The sequence below is a fragment of the Bacillus sp. FSL K6-2944 genome, assembly GCF_038005385.1.
GTDB classification, from domain to species: Bacteria; Bacillota; Bacilli; order Bacillales; family Bacillaceae_G; genus Bacillus_A; species Bacillus_A cereus.
In genome coordinates, this window is the sequence record NZ_JBBOTE010000004.1 from 82259 (window position 1) to 99783 (window position 17525).

Below are 17525 nucleotides of genomic sequence, written 5' to 3' on the forward strand. Positions count from 1 at the left end.
GCGAAAAGTGATTTTTTATTTTAAGGAGGAATGGAAGATGAATATACAAGAACAAGTCAAACAAGAAGATGTAAAACATGCATTATATGAATATGCGATGAGTACGGCTGGAAAGGAAAAAGGGCGGTTTCTAAAAGAGAATATGCATGAGGTGGAAAGAGGTGTTGAACCAGGTATGACGCGATTGTCTTTCCCTTCTATTACAAGTGAGATGAACTGGGGACAAGGGGATGTAACAGTTGATATTCATCATGATAGTGGAATCGTAAAAGTATATGAACAAGATATAGATGGTGAGAACTGGTCGAAATCTTCTCTTCAATTAAAGGGGGAAAAGGCATTTTCTGATGTAATAAAAGAGCAAACAGAAAAGCAAAAAGAAACACATCAAATCGTAAAAAATATACCGAAAGAATTAGAAACTCGCTACCGAGCATTTGTAGAAGCGAAAAGACAAGAAGATGAATACAATACAGACAGTATGATGAGAGTGATGCGTACAGAAGACAAATATACGACATTACGGAAAACCGCAATTGAACAAGGAGTAATTGCGGAAACATCCATTCAAAGGATGGAATATAATGTAGAGCAGTCTTTTGAGCCTTTAGAACCATTACAGACAAAAGATAAGGTAATGATACCCCCAAAAACTCCGAAAGATGCTTATAAAGAGTCGTACAAGGAACAAGTACTAGAAGAGATTGCTCCTTCCCGTGAGGAGCAACAATATAAAGATCAGTATAAGACTGAAGTATTGGCAATGCTGGGGATTGATAAAGAGAAGTCCTCTGATTCCAAAGAACAGGTTTCAAAAGAAGTCAAGAAGGAAGCTCGTCCAGGGCAACAAGAAGTAACGTATACCAAGAGTCGAGAAGAACGTGTGAAAGAAATGAAAGAGTTCGAGAAAACACATTCTTATTCTGAAGTATATCGGTTGAAAAAAGAAGCTCTTCAGGAATTAAAAGGGCTGAATCTAACAGATTCTCAGCGTGAAAAGTTAACTAACCTCGAAAAAGTCCTGGATCAAGAAAAACAAGAATATGATAAAAAGAGCAACAAAGAATCCAGTCAGGAAAAAGAACCAAAAAACGAAAATAAATTCGCACAGATTTTCCATCGGTTTAAAGGTGTGAAAAAGAAAGAACAGCAAAAGGAAACGGAAATGGAACGTTCCTAATAGACACATTGTAAGAAGAGTACTGTTAAACAGTGCTCTTCTTCTTTTTAACAACGAAAGGGGAGAAAAGAATGGTAAATATCGTTGAGATTGTAGACATCGATTATACCGGCGTATGGGCAGAAACGATAGGTGCAGAAGAACTAATTTTCATTTCTTTGCCGAAAGAAAAAATTCAAATTGCACGTGAGGTGTTATCAGAGAAAAAACAAATGTATGTCTTTCTACAGAAGGATTGGGAATGGAGAAAGATGTCATGAATCCCTGGTTATTTGCTGGTTGCATGTTGCTTGTGGTCGTGATAATGAACGTTTGTATATGGATGGGACAATGTGCGATAAAACGATTCAAACTACGAAAAATGAAGCGTTAAAACTAATAATTTTACATATATAAGGAGGAATGGATAGTGGGAAAAACATTATTTATTGCGGAAAAGCCGAAAGTTGCATACGAATTATTGAAATCACCACGTTTTCGAAATGCCAAAAAACATATGGGTAGTAAACCGTATTATGGATACTTTGAAAATCAGGATTATATTATTAGTTGGTGTTCGGGTCATTTATTAGAGCTAAAACATCCAGAAGAAATAGATGAAAAATACAAAGAATTTAAGTTTGAGCATTTACCGATTTTAGTCGAACCAGAGTATAAGGTGAAACCTGACTATGTTGAACAAATCAATATTTTAGTAGACCTGTTGCAACGTCAGGACGTAGATCATGTGGCCAACGCCTGTGATGGAGATCGCGAAGGTGAACTGATTTATCGTGAAATATATGAGTATGCGGGCGTAAATAAAAGACAATCTCGTCTTTGGCTTTCTTCTTATGAACCAGCAGAATTAGAGGCAGGTTTGAATAGATTAGAGCCAGGGGAACGCTATGACGGACTTGCAAACTCCGCAAAAGCGAGGCAATACCTGGACTATCTTCTTGGAATCAATGTAACGAGGGGATGCACAACAAAACTTGCTAAAAATCAGTTCTTATTGGCAACGGGGCGTGTGCAAATGTGTCTGTTACATGAGATTTGGCAACGTGAGGTAGCTATAGAGAATTATAGAGAGCAAACCTACTATAATCTAAAACTCATCACAGACAATGGCTTAGAGGCAGTTATGAAGACAGAAGACCAGTTATTAGATCCGGCTCCTTTGCAAAAGCTTGGTGCTAAATTAGTTGGTACAGAATTAACGGTAACGGAGTTTAAAGAGAGTACTAGAAAAAAGAAACCCAAATTGTTATATAACTTAACCGATCTGTATAAAGAGGCTCATGCGAAGTTAAAAGTAAGTGCAGAAACCGCAAAAAAGCATATTCAGAGTTTATATGAAGAAGGTTGGATTTCGTATCCTCGTTCGTCGTCCAGGTATTTACCGACGGAAAAGGTAGGCAGGGTACAAGAAGTATTCCAAGCCTTGCAGTCTACCAATTATGCAAATTTGGTGCAACTTGTAGATACGCATACCATTACAGAAAAACATGCAACTTTTAACGATGGACTTGTAGATAGTCACTTTGCCATCATCCCGACAACAAAACCATATGACGGGACCGATAGAAAACCATTAGAAATTCAATTATATGATCTGATTGTAAAGCGATTTATTGGGAACTTTATGTCACCGGCTGTTTATTTGGTGCGTGAAGCACAGTTTATGGATCAAGATGAAAATATATACAGTACAAAAGAGAAGGTGCTTCAAGAGAAGGGATTTTTAAGCGTATTTCACGAGGACATGGAAGAAGGGTCTGTGGAAAGCTTTCAAATCCCTTTTTTATATGAAGAAGACTTATTCCAAATTGTAAAACATGACCTCATTCAGTCAAAAACAAAGAAACCAGCATTCCATACAGAAAGCTCCATTCTAACGTTTATGGAGACCGCCGGTCGCAAGTTAGATGATGACCATTTAAAAGAGTTAATGAAAGGAAAACGGATTGGAACAGTCGCAACAGAAGAGACGTTTATTCCTAAGCTTGCAACGAGAAATTACATCACAGTTACCAATGGCCAGATTCGTACAACGAAAATTGGTCGTGCATTTGTAGAGAAGTTTCCGATAGATGAAATTAAAAATCCAGCTTATACGGCTGAAATGGAAGGGATGATTCATATGATCGAAAAGAAAGAAATGCCATACGGTGAGTTTGTGGAAAATACAAATATTTTTGTGAAAGATACGGTTGCGAAGCTGGGAGAAACAGAAGAAAAAGTAGCGGATGAAATGATTTTGAATTGGAATCAACAAATTGAAGTATGCCGTTGTCCATGTAAAAAGGGGAAAATTCTTCATAAAGGAAACTTCTATGGGTGCAGTAACTATCCTGAGTGTGAGATCCGTATGCCAAAGAAAATTAAAGAAAAAGCGATTCCTGAAGCACAAATAAAAAAGCTATTTGAAAGCAAGAAAACGGATCTGTTAAAAGGCTTTAAATCCGGTGAAAAAGAGTTTTCAGCATATTTGGTGTTACGAGAAGGGAAAGTACAATTCCAGTTTCCGACGACAGAAGAGCTGTCTCTTGGGAAGTGTCCAGACTGTAAAAAAGGGGATATTCTTCATCGGAAAACATTTTTCGGATGCACAGAATATAAAAATGGCTGTAAGTTCATGTTACCAGCCAAAATCAAAGAAAAAGCGATTCCTCCTTCTCAACTGAAAAAAATTCTGAAGGGGCAATGTTCAGACTTCATTCAAGGGTTTAAAGGAGAAAACGGAGAATTTACAGCGGCACTCTATCTGGATAAAGAGGGATTAAAGTTCCGTTTTCCAACGGTGGAAGACCGCACATTAGGGAAATGTCCGCTCTGTAAGAGCCGAGTAATTGTAGGGAAAGCAAACTACTTATGTGAACAGTATAAAAAGACTTGTGAATTTATTATCCCAGGGACGGTGTCAGGAAAGAAAATTAGTAGTAACAATGTGATCAAATTATTAGAGAAGAATATGACCGATCAAATTAAAGGGTTTGAATCCAAAAATACAGGGAAGAAATTTGACGCTCGGTTATCCTACAGTACACAAGAAAAACGATTAAAATTTTTATTTGGAAAATAAAAAATGAGAGGGAGTGAACGCAGTATGAATTTTATAAGAGAAATGAGCGAATTTAATATCGACCTTCAAAGTTGTGATCCGTTGGAAATCTTATTTTTTGAAGAAAAAACATTGCAGGGAAGAATTTTTTGTGACTATAGATATTATCGTTTTCTTTCTAATTTGTTCACCAGAGAAACACTTGAACATTATTTAGAGGGTGAAATGGAATTTCAAGATATTCTAGAAGAAAGAGAAAAACCTGAAGAGAATTTGCCACATTTGAATGAACTTTTACTCAAATTAGAACCTCGATTGGAGCATGTAAGAGCAAAAAAAAGACCCATGTTAGATCTTAAACAAACGATTATTATGAATGCATTGTTACAATCAGATTCTGTGCATATTCCCATCGTCCATTTTGAACGATCCATACACAAATATAAACTATTAACCTTGTTATCGATTGTTGATTGGTCATGCGATGTTATGCATTCATATGGTTCAGGTTGCTGTGATATAACGGTGTTGTTCGAGCTAGACAAGGAGTTTCACACGTCTGAATTTGAGATTATGCTACCCTTACAAGAAATGAAGCATTTAATTTGTAAATTAGAAGAAAACAAGCTATTCCGATACTCGTCGACTGATGAAGATAATGTGGTAGATTGGATTCATTTTACTGAAAATTATTATATAGAAAAAAATCAAAAAGTAATGAAGTTGATGAATGAAAAGCTATGCTGTTATACGGTTACTAAAAACCCATTTGATCTTATCACAGAGTCAAAGGATAAAAATATAGGGAATATGATACGGATAGGAGAGAACTGATACAAACAGTTCTCTTTTTTTATTCTTGAAACCATTCACAACAAGGGGAGGTGCCAACATGACATATCGACTGGCAGAGGAGGAAGTCATGAAAGCAAAAGATGTGGATTTGTTGTCGTATTTAGAAGCCAAAGGGGAGAAATTTCAACAAGAGGGAAACTATTACCGACATACGGAGCACGATAGCTTGTTAATTCGTGACAATATGTATGCATGGAATAGCCGAGGAGAGAAAGGGTATGGAGCCATTAGTTTTGCGAGAATGTACTATGGTATGTCTTTTCAAGAAGCTGTCCGTGATGTGAATCTTGGCGATTATCCGACTTTTACATCCTCTAAGGAAGAAGAGCCGAAACAAAACGGGCCATTCTGTTATCCAGGACATTTAGAAGTCCAGGATAAACAAGCAATTAAAAAATATTTAGTCCAGGAGCGAAAAATTGATTCTCGCTTAGTGAATTGGTTGATTGGGCAGGACCTTATCGCACAAGATAAAAAGAAGAATGTTGTGTTTAAATGGAGAGAACAAGGTGGAACAGGAGATATAGTAGGTGCAGAACGACAAGGAACGGTTAAGATGGAGAATAAGCGAGGCTTTTTTAAACAGATCTTACCGAATGGAAAACCGCATACAGGATTTACAGTGGATGTTGGGAAACCAACATCCATTTATTATTTTGAGAGCCCCATTGATCTCCTTTCCTATTGGACGTTACAACAAAATCGGCTTCAAAATGCAAGGCTAGTCAGTATGAATGGTCTGAAGATGAAGACAGTTCTACGTACATTTAAAGAGGCAAAAGATGAAGGACTTTCCGTGAATCGAATTGTCCTCGCAGTAGATAATGATAAAGCGGGGAAAGAATTTACGGAAAAGATGGGAGCTTTAACAATTACACCACGTGTTCAAATGCATCTTCCATCACAGGTGAAAGATTGGAATGATGTGCTGAAGGCAGTCATACAATCAACAGAAAAACAGCAACAGCCTCATAAACAAGTGCAATTAGAACAAAGGCAACCAATACCGAAAAAGGAGATGGAGCGAAGTGTCTAATACATTAGCAATGCCAGGTATACTACAGCTTTTTTTGTATGGAATGGGTCTTTATATGTTCTTTCATATCTTAAAATGGAGTGCGGGAAAAATACGTGAAATTCGAATTCTGAAGAGGATGGCGAAGTCGGGGATTCGTTACATCGACAAAATGGATGGATTTCAATTTGAGGTATATCTAAAAGCTCTTTTTCGAGAGCTTGGATACCGCCCAGAGGTCACAAAACGCTCTTGTGACTACGGTGTGGATGTCATATTAAAAGGAAAAAATCGCATTGTAATCCAGGCGAAACGATATGGGATAAAAAATCGAGTTGGGATTCGAGCTGTACAAGAAGTTTATGCAGGGAAAGCATACTACAAGGCTGATGAGGCATGGATTGTAACAAATAGTGTATTTACAAAACAAGCTGAAGAACTAGCAAAAGCATGCCAGGTGAAACTCATTGATCGTTTGGAGCTTCAAAATTTAATTAACAAAGTGAATCCAGAACAAAAAGCGGAAACTGTTTATACGCAAGTAGATCCGGCAGAACGGAAATGTCCGGTCTGTAAAAATCAATTAGTCATTCGATATTCCAAGAAAAATGATAATAAGTTTTTTGGTTGCTCTCAATTTCCTTCTTGTACACATACTGAAGCAATTAATAGATGAGCTGAAAGGACTATATTCAGTTCATCTATTATTTTATTCCAAAAAATGAGGTTCATATAAAAAAAGATTCCCAGATTACCTTGTATCGGATTTTATTATTGACCGTAATGTAATAAGTATCTGGTGAATTAAAAACTTATTTAAAGTGGAATATGAGCCTCAAAGGATGTTTTAAAGGGTTTCTTGTTAATTTATATTAATTTGCACGTATTCTGTTGTGTTAAAAAATAAAAATTCTTAAATTCCACATTAACACCTTGTAAGGTCGTGTGAAAGGAGTTATAATTACCTTATAAGGTCGTGGTTAATAAGGGGGATTGCAATGGAAAAGAGGTTAGTTGAAGTAATCCGAGACTTAAGATATTTCCTTATAAGAGGTCAAATTGATTTCCATCTTAGTAATTTTAAGTATTATCAAATGTTTTGCTACGCATTAGAAGCAACTGATACGCCGGAGTGGTTATCTTTGAGTAAGGAAATTAAGGTTAAACTCATTCGTTTGGCTATTTTAGAATCAAGATTTAAGTATCAAAAATAAAACCCCTCCGTTGTAAAAAAGCAAACAGAAGGGAATTTGAATGAGTGTGAAACTATGAAGGGAATCTAGCACATTCCCTTCATGAACCAGTATAGCATAAAAGGAACACAATAAAGGAGATATTCATGAAAGAGATTGAAAAGTACATGACGCCAAGTGAAGCATCATTCTATTGGGGAATTCCTCGTGAAACGTTGAAACACAAAATCAGCCCTTCAGGTATGACTGAAAAGAAAGTAGTAGAGTTACAACGGATGTTAGATGAAGGCTTAATCAAATTCTTTTTACATCCGAAAGGAAAGCGGAAGGAATGGATTATTAGTCGTCAAGCCATGTATGAATGGTTTGGTGAACCTAAAAAATAAAGGGAACTAAGGGAGGAAATAAACATATGTCGTAACTACTCAGCTTCTTCAAATAAAAAAACAGGCCAAATACATGTTTCCGATTCGAAAACATGAAAAGAAAATACTCCAATCAGAGAAAGAATCTATGCCAAATAGAGAAATTCTCTTATGAAGTCGTGTTATTCCAAGGAACCGTTCTAGTTTCTATGACTTGGTTTATCGCTTGTAAGACCGATTGTTTTTGTTTTTTCATGGTACTCATAAAGCTTCGTATCTGACAAAAAGATTCTGCGCCTTTCTTACTTCGGAAAGTCCCAGACACTTTCTGTTTTACTTTCGTCATCCGAATATCCCGTTCTGCTTGATTGTTATCAAATGGAATGGCTGGATGTTCTAAAAACGCTAGAATTCTGTCAGAATACTTGACGAAGCGATTCCATAAATTTTGAGAAGGCGTCTGCTTTCCTTTCTTCTTTTGTTTCGTGGAAAGAATCTGTTGTTCTTTCAATATGGATTGATACATAATAAACAGATTCTTTTGCGTCGCTTTTGGCATGGTACCTTCGGATTGCTTTTTCATCGTCAACGCTTGCGTTAGAAATTTCTGCATCTGTTGTGCCCATTGTTCTCCAGTACTATCTATAATTCCTTGTAAATCTCGTAAGAGATGGGCATTACATAAAACGTGACGACAATCTGTATACGCATCATACGATTTCCAACCATCATGCATCGCAATTCCAGAAAAAGATGGCAAGATTTCTCCAGCATCCATTGCTTCTTTTCCACGTTTTTGATGAATATGTTGCAATGTCACCTCCGGTGTACTGGCAGTATGTAACCATTGTGTTTTGTTTTCTACACGCATACCAGTTTCATCAAAATGGACAACAGGAGACTGCAGAATCTTTTCCTTTACTTCTTTTATGAATGGCTGCAATTGAGAAGCGAAAGCCTGTGTATGATTTACCAGGGTTCCTTCGCTTATAGAATGTCCAAAACAATCCTGAAAGAATTCTTTTGTTCGCTTCAAAGAAATGCATTGATAATGCGTTAAATAGGGAATCAGTCTTTTTATATTTGGACCATATTGAACAGGACGAGATACTGTCGAAGGAAATTGGGCTTCTTGGATAGAATGGCAATGTGGGCATTCTTTCTGTTCTACTTTATGTTCTGTCACTTCGATCTGAATAGGTGGTAAGTCATACACTTGGCGAATGCGATACCCTTTTACAGGCTCGTGGTTCAAGGAAGTATGACAACAAGTACAATATGTAGGAGAATGTGTAATCGTATGATCTGGAGTCGCTGTCAAACCAAGAGTATGTCCCTTGTGGCCCAACTGGCCACCCGTTTGACGATGAGACGGTTTGCGCAAACTTTTTGTAACGGGCTTACCCAAACCATCTGTAGAAGGTGGCTTATGACTATTTTTGGAGTTTTTTTTTGAAGCATTTTCTAGTTCTTGTATACGTTTTTCTAACTTAGAAAATGTTTCTTCAAATAAAGAAATAACAGCTTCAGGTCCTTTTTTATATGTATCTAAAATAATTTTTCGATCGACCATAAGATTCACCTCCCCTGTTTGATATACTCAGTATTTACAAATGGGAGGCATATGAAACTAGTAAAATTTAAAAAAGACACCGAAAGGTGGCTGAGTAGTTACCATATGTCTTTAAATCGTACAATTTTAGTTGGTCGTCTTACAAAGGATCCTGATTTGCTTTACACGCCAAATGGGGTTGCGGTCGCAACATTTACGCTAGCTGTTAACCGTCAATTTAAGAAGGATGGACAGCAAGAAGCAGACTTCATAAATATTGTAGTGTGGAAAAGAATTGCGGAGAATGTAGCAAACTTTCTAAAAAAAGGTAGTTTAGCTGGTGTAGATGGTCGCCTTCAGACACGTAATTATGAGGGGCAAGACGGGAAGCGTGTATATGTGACGGAAGTAGTTGCAGAGAGCGTACAATTTTTAGAGCCACGTAATAGTGGTGGAGGAGAACGTAATTCATTCAATCAACAGCCAGTAGGAGCTGGTTTTGGTAATCAAGGTTCGAACTCATTTAATCAATCTAGTAATTCTGGTAACTCTGGATTTAAAAAGAATGATGATCCATTCTCTAATTCAGGTCAACCAATTGATATTTCGGACGACGATTTACCTTTCTAACAAGTTGTTAGTGTGTGTTTCTGGATGTTCATGTTTTTGATTTTTGGAGAAACCTTGTTAAAATAGATTTGATAAAAAGGGAGAGATTTGATGAAATCAACAGGAGTAGTTCGCAAAGTCGATGAATTGGGGCGTATTGTGCTTCCTAGGGAATTAAGGAATACCTTAGATATAGAGGCTAAAACACCAATTGAAATCTTTGTAGACGGAGAGAAAATTGTTTTACAGAAGTATCAACCTGATGGAATTTGCATGGTGACAGGAGAAGTTTCAGAACGTAATTTTGTATTAGCAAACGGTAAAATTATTGTCAGCTCAGAAGGTGCAGATTATCTGATGAAAGAATTGCAACAGCACTTAGTGAAATAAGGAATGGTTCATATGAAAAAGAAGAGAGATGAAGAATCCCTCTTCTTTTTATGTATGGTACTCTATTTTACAGCCTCTTTTAGGCTTTTCCCCGCTTTAAATGCAGGTGTTTTTCCTCCAGGAATGAACATTTCTTCTCCTGTTTGAGGATTACGTCCTGTACGTGCAGAGCGTTCACGTACCTCAAATGTACCGAATCCAATTAATTGTACAGAGTCGCCTTTTACTAGAGCTTGTGTAATTTGATCTAGAACAGCTTGCACAGATGCAGTTGCATCTTTTTGTGTTAAGTTTGCTTCCTGGGCAACTTGTTTGATAAGTTCTGTTTTATTCATGTGTGTACCTCCAGGTAATGATTCATTTTAGGTTGCTATTATAACGCTTTTACTAGAAATGTACAAATTCTCGTTTTTCTTGCAGAATCCGTTTTTGTGTAAGCATTTCTTCTCAATAATCGGATCGTTTAATCTTTTGCAAAGATTCTATTCCAAGTTGCAAATCACTTTTTGCCATTACCTTTTCATAGGTTCCGTCTTTTAATTTTTCTGTTATAGCTAAAATATCGGTTAAAATACTGTGTAACTGTTGCACTTGTTCTTGAAGACGTTCAATTTCACTTTGCTCGATAGGTGTTAAACGCTCTTCTTTTTTCCATTTGGAAAGCTGTTCTTCAAATATCCATACAAATTCAAGTTGTTCTGTGTAAACATGGATGGTGCGCTGAATTATTGCATCATTTAACACATGGGGTTTGCTAAGGGCTTCTAAAAGATTTACATATTGTTCTTTAGCATCTGAAGATTGCCCATCTATTAGATTTGCAATGATAGGCAGGTTTTGGATAGGTTGCCAATTTGGTTGATTCTCCATATATTTTTTCCTTCCTTTCCTTTATTATAAGAGAATGATATCACAAAGAATCCGGATTTACAGGAAAGGTGTAGTTACATAATACATAAGAAGAGGGCTGGTTAGAAATGAGGGGGAAGATGAATGAAAAAGAAAGTATATGCTGTGCGAAAAGGAAGGGAAACCGGTATTTTTTATTCTTGGAAAGAATGTGAGACGCATGTAAAAGGGTATTCAGGTGCTCAGTACCGCTCTTTTCCTTCTAAAAAAGAAGCACAACAATATTTGTCATCCACTCTCATTCAAAATAAAAAGTACCAGGTATCCCCTCCTTCTCAAAACATAAAAGAACAGCCAACAAAGTTATATTCTTCAGGTGTTTCACAAGAATCCATCGTAGAAGTTTATATTGATGGAAGTTATAACATGAAGCGAAAAATTGCAGGATATGGCTTAGTGATGATTGTTCAAAACCAAGTGTACTTAAAGGATTTCAGTGCCTATCCCTACTTAGATGTAACAGCTACTCATAATGTAGGTGCTGAGCTTATGGGTGCAAGACGTGCGGTAGAATTGGCTTTAGCGAATGGCTGGAAACACATGATTTTGTATTATGACTATACAGGTATTGAAAATTTCGCAACAAAAGCTTGGAGAGCTAAAAACCCTCAAACAAAAGAGTATCAAGATTTTATGCAAAAATACATGCGGAATATTAAAATACAATTTGTAAAAGTTAAGGCTCATAGCGGTAATGAATACAATGATTTAGCTGATCGTCTTGCGAAATATGCAACGAATTTATAAAAATAGTTGGGTATGAATCCTATAATTAAAATATGACTGATACTATAAGTAATTCTGTTTATTATTTATAGTTTTGTTATTTATCTGCTATTGACAAAATGAGAGGTAGATTTTATAATTCGAAAGCGTGTTCGTGATTCTTCGCTGGCACAAGCAAGATTGTTGTGAAGGATCGGGTGGTAGAGCCAGCAACTTTCGTAGCATATGGAATAGTTGTGTTTGTGAAGAATAACACGTCTAATTTACTAGCATACAATTATTTAGTATATGTATGAGTAAATTGCATATAATAGTATTATCATCTAGAGAAAGTTACATAAAAAAGGCATCTTCATGGGGAAGATGTCCTTTTTGCTGTTCCTAATTATATGCCCATATAAGATAGGATGTGATAAAATAGATATGAAGAGATAAAGAAATGAATTTGATGGAGGAGACGTATAAAAAATCACATAAAGGAGGAAATAGAAGATGAAAAATGTCTTTTACACGGGGCCCAATGAATTAGAACGTGTTGCAGAAGTATTAAGGGTATTAGCACATCCTGTCCGTCTCCAAATGGTACATCAATTAATAAAGAAAACGTCATTAAATGTTTCTGAATTACAACGGTATCTCGCCATGCCACAATCCACTGTTTCGCAACATCTTGGCAAGTTAAAATCACATAAAGTCGTAGCATACGAGCGAAAAGGATTAGAAGTATTTTATCGAGTGGACGATGAAAAAGTGAAACAAACGCTGAAGATACTTATAGGCTAAACAGATAGATTCATTTATATGCCTAGTCATGTAAGGATGAAAATAATGACCGAGGAAGGGATTCTTCTATGAGTGGGAATTCACATTACAATTATATAACAATAAAAGAACTTATCTTTATCCATGCCTATGTAACAGGGGAAGAAATCCCATCTTCACAAGCATTACAAATACTCAAACAGTTTGCTTCTGAAATACCAGGTACCATCAGACAAACTCGTCGGTATCGTATACGGGAAAACGGAGAAGAATTGTTCGGATACTATAGACAGAAGCAGCCCAAATTATTTGATAAACAAAAATTATACACGTATGAAGAGTTGAAACACCGGGCGGTGTACTATTGTTCTTCTCATTTGACGGTTCATCTTTAATCCGTATATTTTGTTTTATTAGTTTTAGAACCCGAGAAAATCGTTCATTTTTTTGCGGAAAGGGAGAAAAACGGACGCTCAGATGCCTTTCTAATGAAAGAAAAAGACAAAGTGAATATATTTACATGTAAAAAGACGAAATCCCTGCACAGGAACTGATAAGGAGGTTAAAAAGATTTCAGGTTAAATCCGCGATAGAAAAAGACATAAAAAGATAGGTGCATGTTTAATCTGAAAAAAATTTCACGCACCGTAATGTATTTAAAAATAAATTCCCCAAAAACATCTTCACAAGGGTTGCTTCTTCTCTCTCTTCTCCGATACAATAGGCATATAGATTCTTTGCTCATCCCCCGAAAAAGGGGAATAAAAAAACGTATAGTATACGAAACAGAAAGGTGACTCTAACCATGGATCAACCTTTAGTCAATTTGCGAGTTGATTTTGCTTTCAAGCAATTATTTGGCTCAAGAGGAAATGAACAAATTTTAATGCAATTTTTGAACGTGATTTTAGCGTCTTCGCTCTCTTCACCGATTCAAACCTTACAAATAGAAGACCCGCACTTGCATCGAGAATATGAAAAGGACAAATTGTCCATTCTAGATGTATTAGCAACTTTAGACGATAATACTCAAATTTCTATTGAAATACAGCTCAATGACCAACATGATTTTTTAAAACGTAGTTTGTATTATTGGAGTCGCTTATATGCTTCTCAAATGCAAAAAGGTGGTTCTTACGATGCACTCAGAAAAACCATCACCATTAACATTTTAAACTTTCTTGTTTTCTCAGAATACGAAACATTTCATACAACAGGAAAACTGTGGGATATCAATTTACAAAAGTTACTCGTAGACGATTTAGAGTTACACGTAATTGAAATTCCAAAATTAATGGCACAATGGAAAGAAGAACAAGTGAATCCGTGGGAAGACTCTTTTGTGAGATGGTTACTGTTACTATCCGCAAACGAAGATACACAATTAACGCATACACTGGAGGAAATCGCCATGAACCGAGATCCGATTTTAAAAGATGCGATGCAAAAGTGGGAAAAGATGAGCCAAGACCCTGCATTCCGTATGTCATATGAGGCGAGACAAAAGGCTCTTATTGATGAAGCTTCTAAGTATAAGTATGCCGAAAAGAAAGGCATGGAAAAGGGACGAGAAGAAGGGCTTCAAGAGGGTATGGAAAAAGGAAAAGAAGTAGGCATTCAAGAAGGGAAAATTCAATTGATCCAGGGCATGCATAAAAACGGCATGGATATCGAAGATATTGCGAAGTTTACGAATCTGGATATGTCAGAAATACGCCATATTTTAGACAATTAAAGTGTACGGTACACTTTTTCAAAAGGTTAGTTGTTCCACTGAAGCTTCTAAACCTAAAGAACTAATATTTAAAAGTAAATTGAATATTCAGAAATATATAGACCTAATGAACCTTTTTATGCTACACTTAGCGCAACCGATACTGTACTACCTTTTGCTCCCTGATTTATATAACAAGTTAGGGAGCTTTTCATATGTTTCATGTTCTACGACAATTCTTTCTACAGTGCAAAAGGTTCCATCGTTACATTTCTAAAGATAAATTTATACTATTTTAGTATGCCATAGAAATTGATTCTTTTCAAACTATTTTCCATGTGAATGCTGATTTGCATATTCTACATAACGCTTTACTGATAAATGAGAAAGGAATCCTGTTCTTTTTATGATTTCCTCTGTAGACATATTTCTTTCTAGACAACGTAGAATAAAGGTATTCCGTAAGTGCTGTGCGGAAATTCCTTTTCTCAGTTGCGCTCTGGCTACTTCTAATCGAATCATTTTTTGTACAGCAATGGCTGTTAGTGCTTTCGGAGCATCATTGTCATACACCCAGCGAAATGTACCTCGTTTAAAATCAAATGCGACCAATAAAGGATCCGTACTATGATATCTAGGACGAACTGGTTCAGGTATCGCTTTATAGTACGTAAATAAACGTATTTTATCCTCTTCCCTTAACATGATCCTTCTCTCTGTCCCTTTGTTATGTAAAACAGTAATCATATTCTTTCCAAAGTGCACCTGTTGCATCTGTAACGACACAAGTTCTTGTAGTGTAAGCCCATAGTCCAAAAGAAGTGATAGGATGGATACATTTCGATCTATGAGAAGCGGTCGAACAGAAAGTTGTTCTTCTGACAATCCTTCAGGTGAAGAAAGAATGGTTTTCAGCTTTTTCTCTTCTTCCTTCGTAATAAAATCCTCTTTGCGTAGGGCCCGATTTGGTGGAGTAATTCCCTGCATTTCTACAATAGGACTTGGAATATCCAAGAACTGATACAATTTCTTTAACACGACTGCAATACGATGAATGGTTTTCTCTCCATACTTTCGTTTGTATATGAGTTCCTGAAAATAGGCTTCAAAATCCTCTTTATCTATCTTGTTCCATACGTTCTTTTCTTGAAAACGGTTCGATGTTTGCAGCCATCTTCCAAAGTCCTCAATATCATATACATATCGTTTAATTGTGGATGCTTTTCTTCCACGACTAGCTAAAAAGAAAGAAAAATTTTGTAAGGTATCCTCAAATTCTTGTCTATTCATGTACCTATCACCTGTTATGAAGTGACCTTTGTCAATAGTTTTTCACCCATAATATTTTTCTTGATGGCATACAAAAGCTTCAGAAATAAGATCTATCGACAGTTAACCACTCTGTTATTCGTGGATTGGTTACCTCAGGTTAATGGTTCGTCGTTAGGCTCTTATAATCTCACTGCGTGGATCACACCTTTTCAAATTCTAATAAATAGCTTGTTTATCAGAATTTCAGCCATGCCAGAAGAGGTGAGTCATAGATAGCCAGACCTGTAATTCACTATCTCTGAAGCTCATCTATGCCATCAATTGATACCTTTGGTTTCTAACTATGAATGAATCAATCAACTTCATATCCTTCCCTCTTTATTTTCGGTGAATTTTACCTGTTTCTAATCCCCATATAAAACACCCCAGTTCTCTTGCGATAGCTGTAACGGCAACATTTCTAGGTTTCCCTTGATATATCATGCGATAATATTTTCTTTGTAACCTTTCTACAGCCTGATCCGCATAAGCAATCACTTCGCTTCGTTGCCCTTTTTGTCTTGCTTTCACTCGCTTCGATTTTAATCCGATTGTTCCTTTTACCAACGCATTTGCACATTCTACAAGAGTAGACCTAACGGTCGAATTTCCTTGTTTTGTAATCGAACGTCGACTGATTTTTTCTCCACTTGAGCTTTCGCTTGGTGTCAATCCTACATAAGCCATAAATGCTTTAGCCGTGGGAAAACGAGTGAAGTCTGCAATTTCCACATGAACAGTCATTGCCGATGTTGTATCTATACCTTTTAAGCATCTTAAATTTGCGATTGGTTCTTCGTACCTTTCACGATGAGATAATTCTTCTAATCTCAGACTGAACCGCTCAATTTTATCGACTAGAACATCATACTGTAATAGGTATTCGCCTAACGTTTCTTTGAATAATCCTTGTAGATCAAGATTCTTTAACCATTTCATATAAGCGATTGTCCAGCTTGATTTCCCTTCATACACATAGCCATGCCTTAAAAGGAATGCTTTTATCTGTTGTTTTATTTTTTTCAAAGATGTTTTAAAATCACCTAACATGCGGATATACTCTTTCACGGCAACATCCTCTTCTTCTGGAACATATACTTCTTTATAGGTGCCATTTGCTAAATTAAGAGCAATCATTTTGGCATCGAATTTATCATTTTTAACCATTTTATTTTTTGATGAACTGTACATTGTTGTGGGAGCTAAAATATCACAATCAATTCCATTTTGTTCAAGAAGATTATGAAGTGAATACCCTAAACAACCAGCCTCATATCCAGCTTTAATTTTTATATCTTCACCATATTTTGTTTTCAGTTTCTCAACGAATTTTTTTACGAGAGATACATTTGAAGCACATCGTGCTTCTCTTACAATTTCCCCAGTTGTTCCGTGTAGTGCACATAAGCTAAAACTTTCCTTGTGGACATCCATCCCAATATAGATTATATTTTCCATAGTGGCCTCCTATTATCATAGGGTATAACCCCATTCATAATGTTTTCATTCATTATTATGGGTTAAAATCCCTGACTTGATAATCTAGGAGGTCGCTTCATATTATCTCACTTTTTCTGTATGATTTTAGTCCTGTACAGTTTTCATTTCAGCTTAGCTGGGTATTTCCAATCTCGCTTATCTTGTTTACCAGGTTTTGTTTTTGGCTTCTTTCGCTCTATTTTGTTCTTCACCTGATTTTGTTGTTCTAATGTATCTAACTTTGTTTGCATTTTCTCCATCTGTTCTTTTACTTCTTTAAGTTCCAACTTGATTTCTGATAACAACCTTAAAATGTCATCACCTTTATTCATAACAACCACCTTATTTCAGAAGATGAATATTTTCTCAATATATAACAGATTGAATTTTCTGTTTTATTAAGTATAATTAAGAAGAATAAC

Annotated in this window: 20 protein-coding genes; 14 read left to right on the forward strand and 6 right to left on the reverse strand. The window is 36.2% G+C overall.

The features are described 5' to 3' along the window. Window positions 1-37 precede the first annotated feature (37 nt). From MHH55_RS30765 to MHH55_RS30800, 8 genes are all read left to right on the forward strand, one after another. Window positions 38-1180, forward strand: a complete 1143-nt coding sequence (locus tag MHH55_RS30765) for a hypothetical protein (protein WP_078188035.1) — start codon at window positions 38-40, stop codon at window positions 1178-1180. Between the two features lie 71 nt (window positions 1181-1251). Beyond that, window positions 1252-1440: a hypothetical protein gene (locus MHH55_RS30770; protein ID WP_078188036.1), complete on the forward strand. Its 189-nt coding sequence runs from the start codon at window positions 1252-1254 to the stop codon at window positions 1438-1440. A 149-nt stretch (window positions 1441-1589) separates the two neighbouring features. Further along, entirely contained in the window at window positions 1590-4244 is a 2655-nt protein-coding gene (locus MHH55_RS30775) for a type IA DNA topoisomerase (RefSeq protein ID WP_340882042.1), read from the forward strand. Between the two features lie 24 nt (window positions 4245-4268). Continuing rightward, entirely contained in the window at window positions 4269-5057 is a 789-nt protein-coding gene (locus MHH55_RS30780; RefSeq protein ID WP_254849803.1) for a hypothetical protein, read from the forward strand. Window positions 5058-5115: 58 nt separating this feature from the next. Then, a complete protein-coding gene (locus tag MHH55_RS30785) occupies window positions 5116-6114 on the forward strand; it encodes a DUF3991 and toprim domain-containing protein (RefSeq protein ID WP_078187977.1) in 999 nt (332 codons plus the stop codon). Continuing rightward, window positions 6107-6769 carry a restriction endonuclease gene (locus MHH55_RS30790; protein ID WP_078187978.1) on the forward strand — a complete coding sequence of 221 codons (663 nt, stop codon included), beginning with the start codon at window positions 6107-6109 and terminating at the stop codon, window positions 6767-6769. Before MHH55_RS30785 ends, MHH55_RS30790 begins: the two co-directional genes overlap by 8 nt. A gap of 322 nt (window positions 6770-7091) precedes the next feature. After that, window positions 7092-7307, forward strand: a complete 216-nt coding sequence (locus tag MHH55_RS30795) for a hypothetical protein (RefSeq protein WP_078187979.1) — start codon at window positions 7092-7094, stop codon at window positions 7305-7307. A 125-nt stretch (window positions 7308-7432) separates the two neighbouring features. After that, on the forward strand, window positions 7433-7672 hold the full coding sequence (locus MHH55_RS30800) for a hypothetical protein (RefSeq protein ID WP_002205092.1): 240 nt from the start codon (window positions 7433-7435) through the stop codon (window positions 7670-7672). Window positions 7673-7820: 148 nt separating this feature from the next. On the opposite strand, the gene tnpC is transcribed toward MHH55_RS30800, so the two are convergent. Beyond that, window positions 7821-9224, reverse strand: coding sequence for an IS66 family transposase (gene tnpC / locus MHH55_RS30805; RefSeq protein ID WP_100910632.1), 1404 nt, complete (start codon window positions 9222-9224; stop codon window positions 7821-7823). A gap of 105 nt (window positions 9225-9329) precedes the next feature. On the opposite strand from tnpC, the gene ssb reads away from it, so the two are divergent. Then, entirely contained in the window at window positions 9330-9833 is a 504-nt protein-coding gene (gene ssb / locus MHH55_RS30810; protein WP_078187846.1) for a single-stranded DNA-binding protein, read from the forward strand. A 90-nt stretch (window positions 9834-9923) separates the two neighbouring features. After that, window positions 9924-10202, forward strand: coding sequence for an AbrB/MazE/SpoVT family DNA-binding domain-containing protein (locus tag MHH55_RS30815; RefSeq protein ID WP_078187848.1), 279 nt, complete (start codon window positions 9924-9926; stop codon window positions 10200-10202). A 62-nt stretch (window positions 10203-10264) separates the two neighbouring features. Here MHH55_RS30815 and MHH55_RS30820 read toward each other — a convergent pair whose 3' ends face one another. Both MHH55_RS30820 and MHH55_RS30825 read right to left on the reverse strand, forming a co-directional pair. Continuing rightward, window positions 10265-10537, reverse strand: a complete 273-nt coding sequence (locus MHH55_RS30820; protein ID WP_078187850.1) for an HU family DNA-binding protein — start codon at window positions 10535-10537, stop codon at window positions 10265-10267. A 112-nt stretch (window positions 10538-10649) separates the two neighbouring features. Then, complete coding sequence (locus MHH55_RS30825) at window positions 10650-11072, reverse strand: hypothetical protein (RefSeq protein WP_078187852.1); 423 nt, start codon at window positions 11070-11072, stop codon at window positions 10650-10652. A gap of 123 nt (window positions 11073-11195) precedes the next feature. Here MHH55_RS30825 and MHH55_RS30830 point away from each other — a divergent pair, with 123 nt between their 5' ends. From MHH55_RS30830 to MHH55_RS30845, 4 genes are all read left to right on the forward strand, one after another. Beyond that, complete coding sequence (locus MHH55_RS30830; protein ID WP_078187854.1) at window positions 11196-11858, forward strand: ribonuclease H1 domain-containing protein; 663 nt, start codon at window positions 11196-11198, stop codon at window positions 11856-11858. 471 nt (window positions 11859-12329) lie between these two features. Continuing rightward, window positions 12330-12620: an ArsR/SmtB family transcription factor gene (locus tag MHH55_RS30835; RefSeq protein ID WP_078187856.1), complete on the forward strand. Its 291-nt coding sequence runs from the start codon at window positions 12330-12332 to the stop codon at window positions 12618-12620. Between the two features lie 68 nt (window positions 12621-12688). Next, window positions 12689-12994, forward strand: a complete 306-nt coding sequence (locus tag MHH55_RS30840) for a hypothetical protein (protein WP_078187858.1) — start codon at window positions 12689-12691, stop codon at window positions 12992-12994. A gap of 410 nt (window positions 12995-13404) precedes the next feature. Next, entirely contained in the window at window positions 13405-14334 is a 930-nt protein-coding gene (locus MHH55_RS30845; protein ID WP_078187860.1) for an Rpn family recombination-promoting nuclease/putative transposase, read from the forward strand. 306 nt (window positions 14335-14640) lie between these two features. Here the strand turns inward: MHH55_RS30845 and MHH55_RS30850 are convergent, their stop codons facing one another. From MHH55_RS30850 to MHH55_RS30860, 3 genes are all read right to left on the reverse strand, one after another. Beyond that, window positions 14641-15603, reverse strand: a complete 963-nt coding sequence (locus MHH55_RS30850; protein WP_078187862.1) for a tyrosine-type recombinase/integrase — start codon at window positions 15601-15603, stop codon at window positions 14641-14643. 360 nt (window positions 15604-15963) lie between these two features. Continuing rightward, complete coding sequence (locus MHH55_RS30855) at window positions 15964-17082, reverse strand: IS110 family transposase (protein ID WP_340880263.1); 1119 nt, start codon at window positions 17080-17082, stop codon at window positions 15964-15966. A gap of 143 nt (window positions 17083-17225) precedes the next feature. Continuing rightward, the gene (locus MHH55_RS30860) at window positions 17226-17435 is read right to left on the reverse strand and encodes a hypothetical protein (protein WP_078188108.1); all 210 of its coding nucleotides are present in this window, start codon (window positions 17433-17435) and stop codon (window positions 17226-17228) included. Between the last annotated feature and the right edge of the window lie 90 nt (window positions 17436-17525).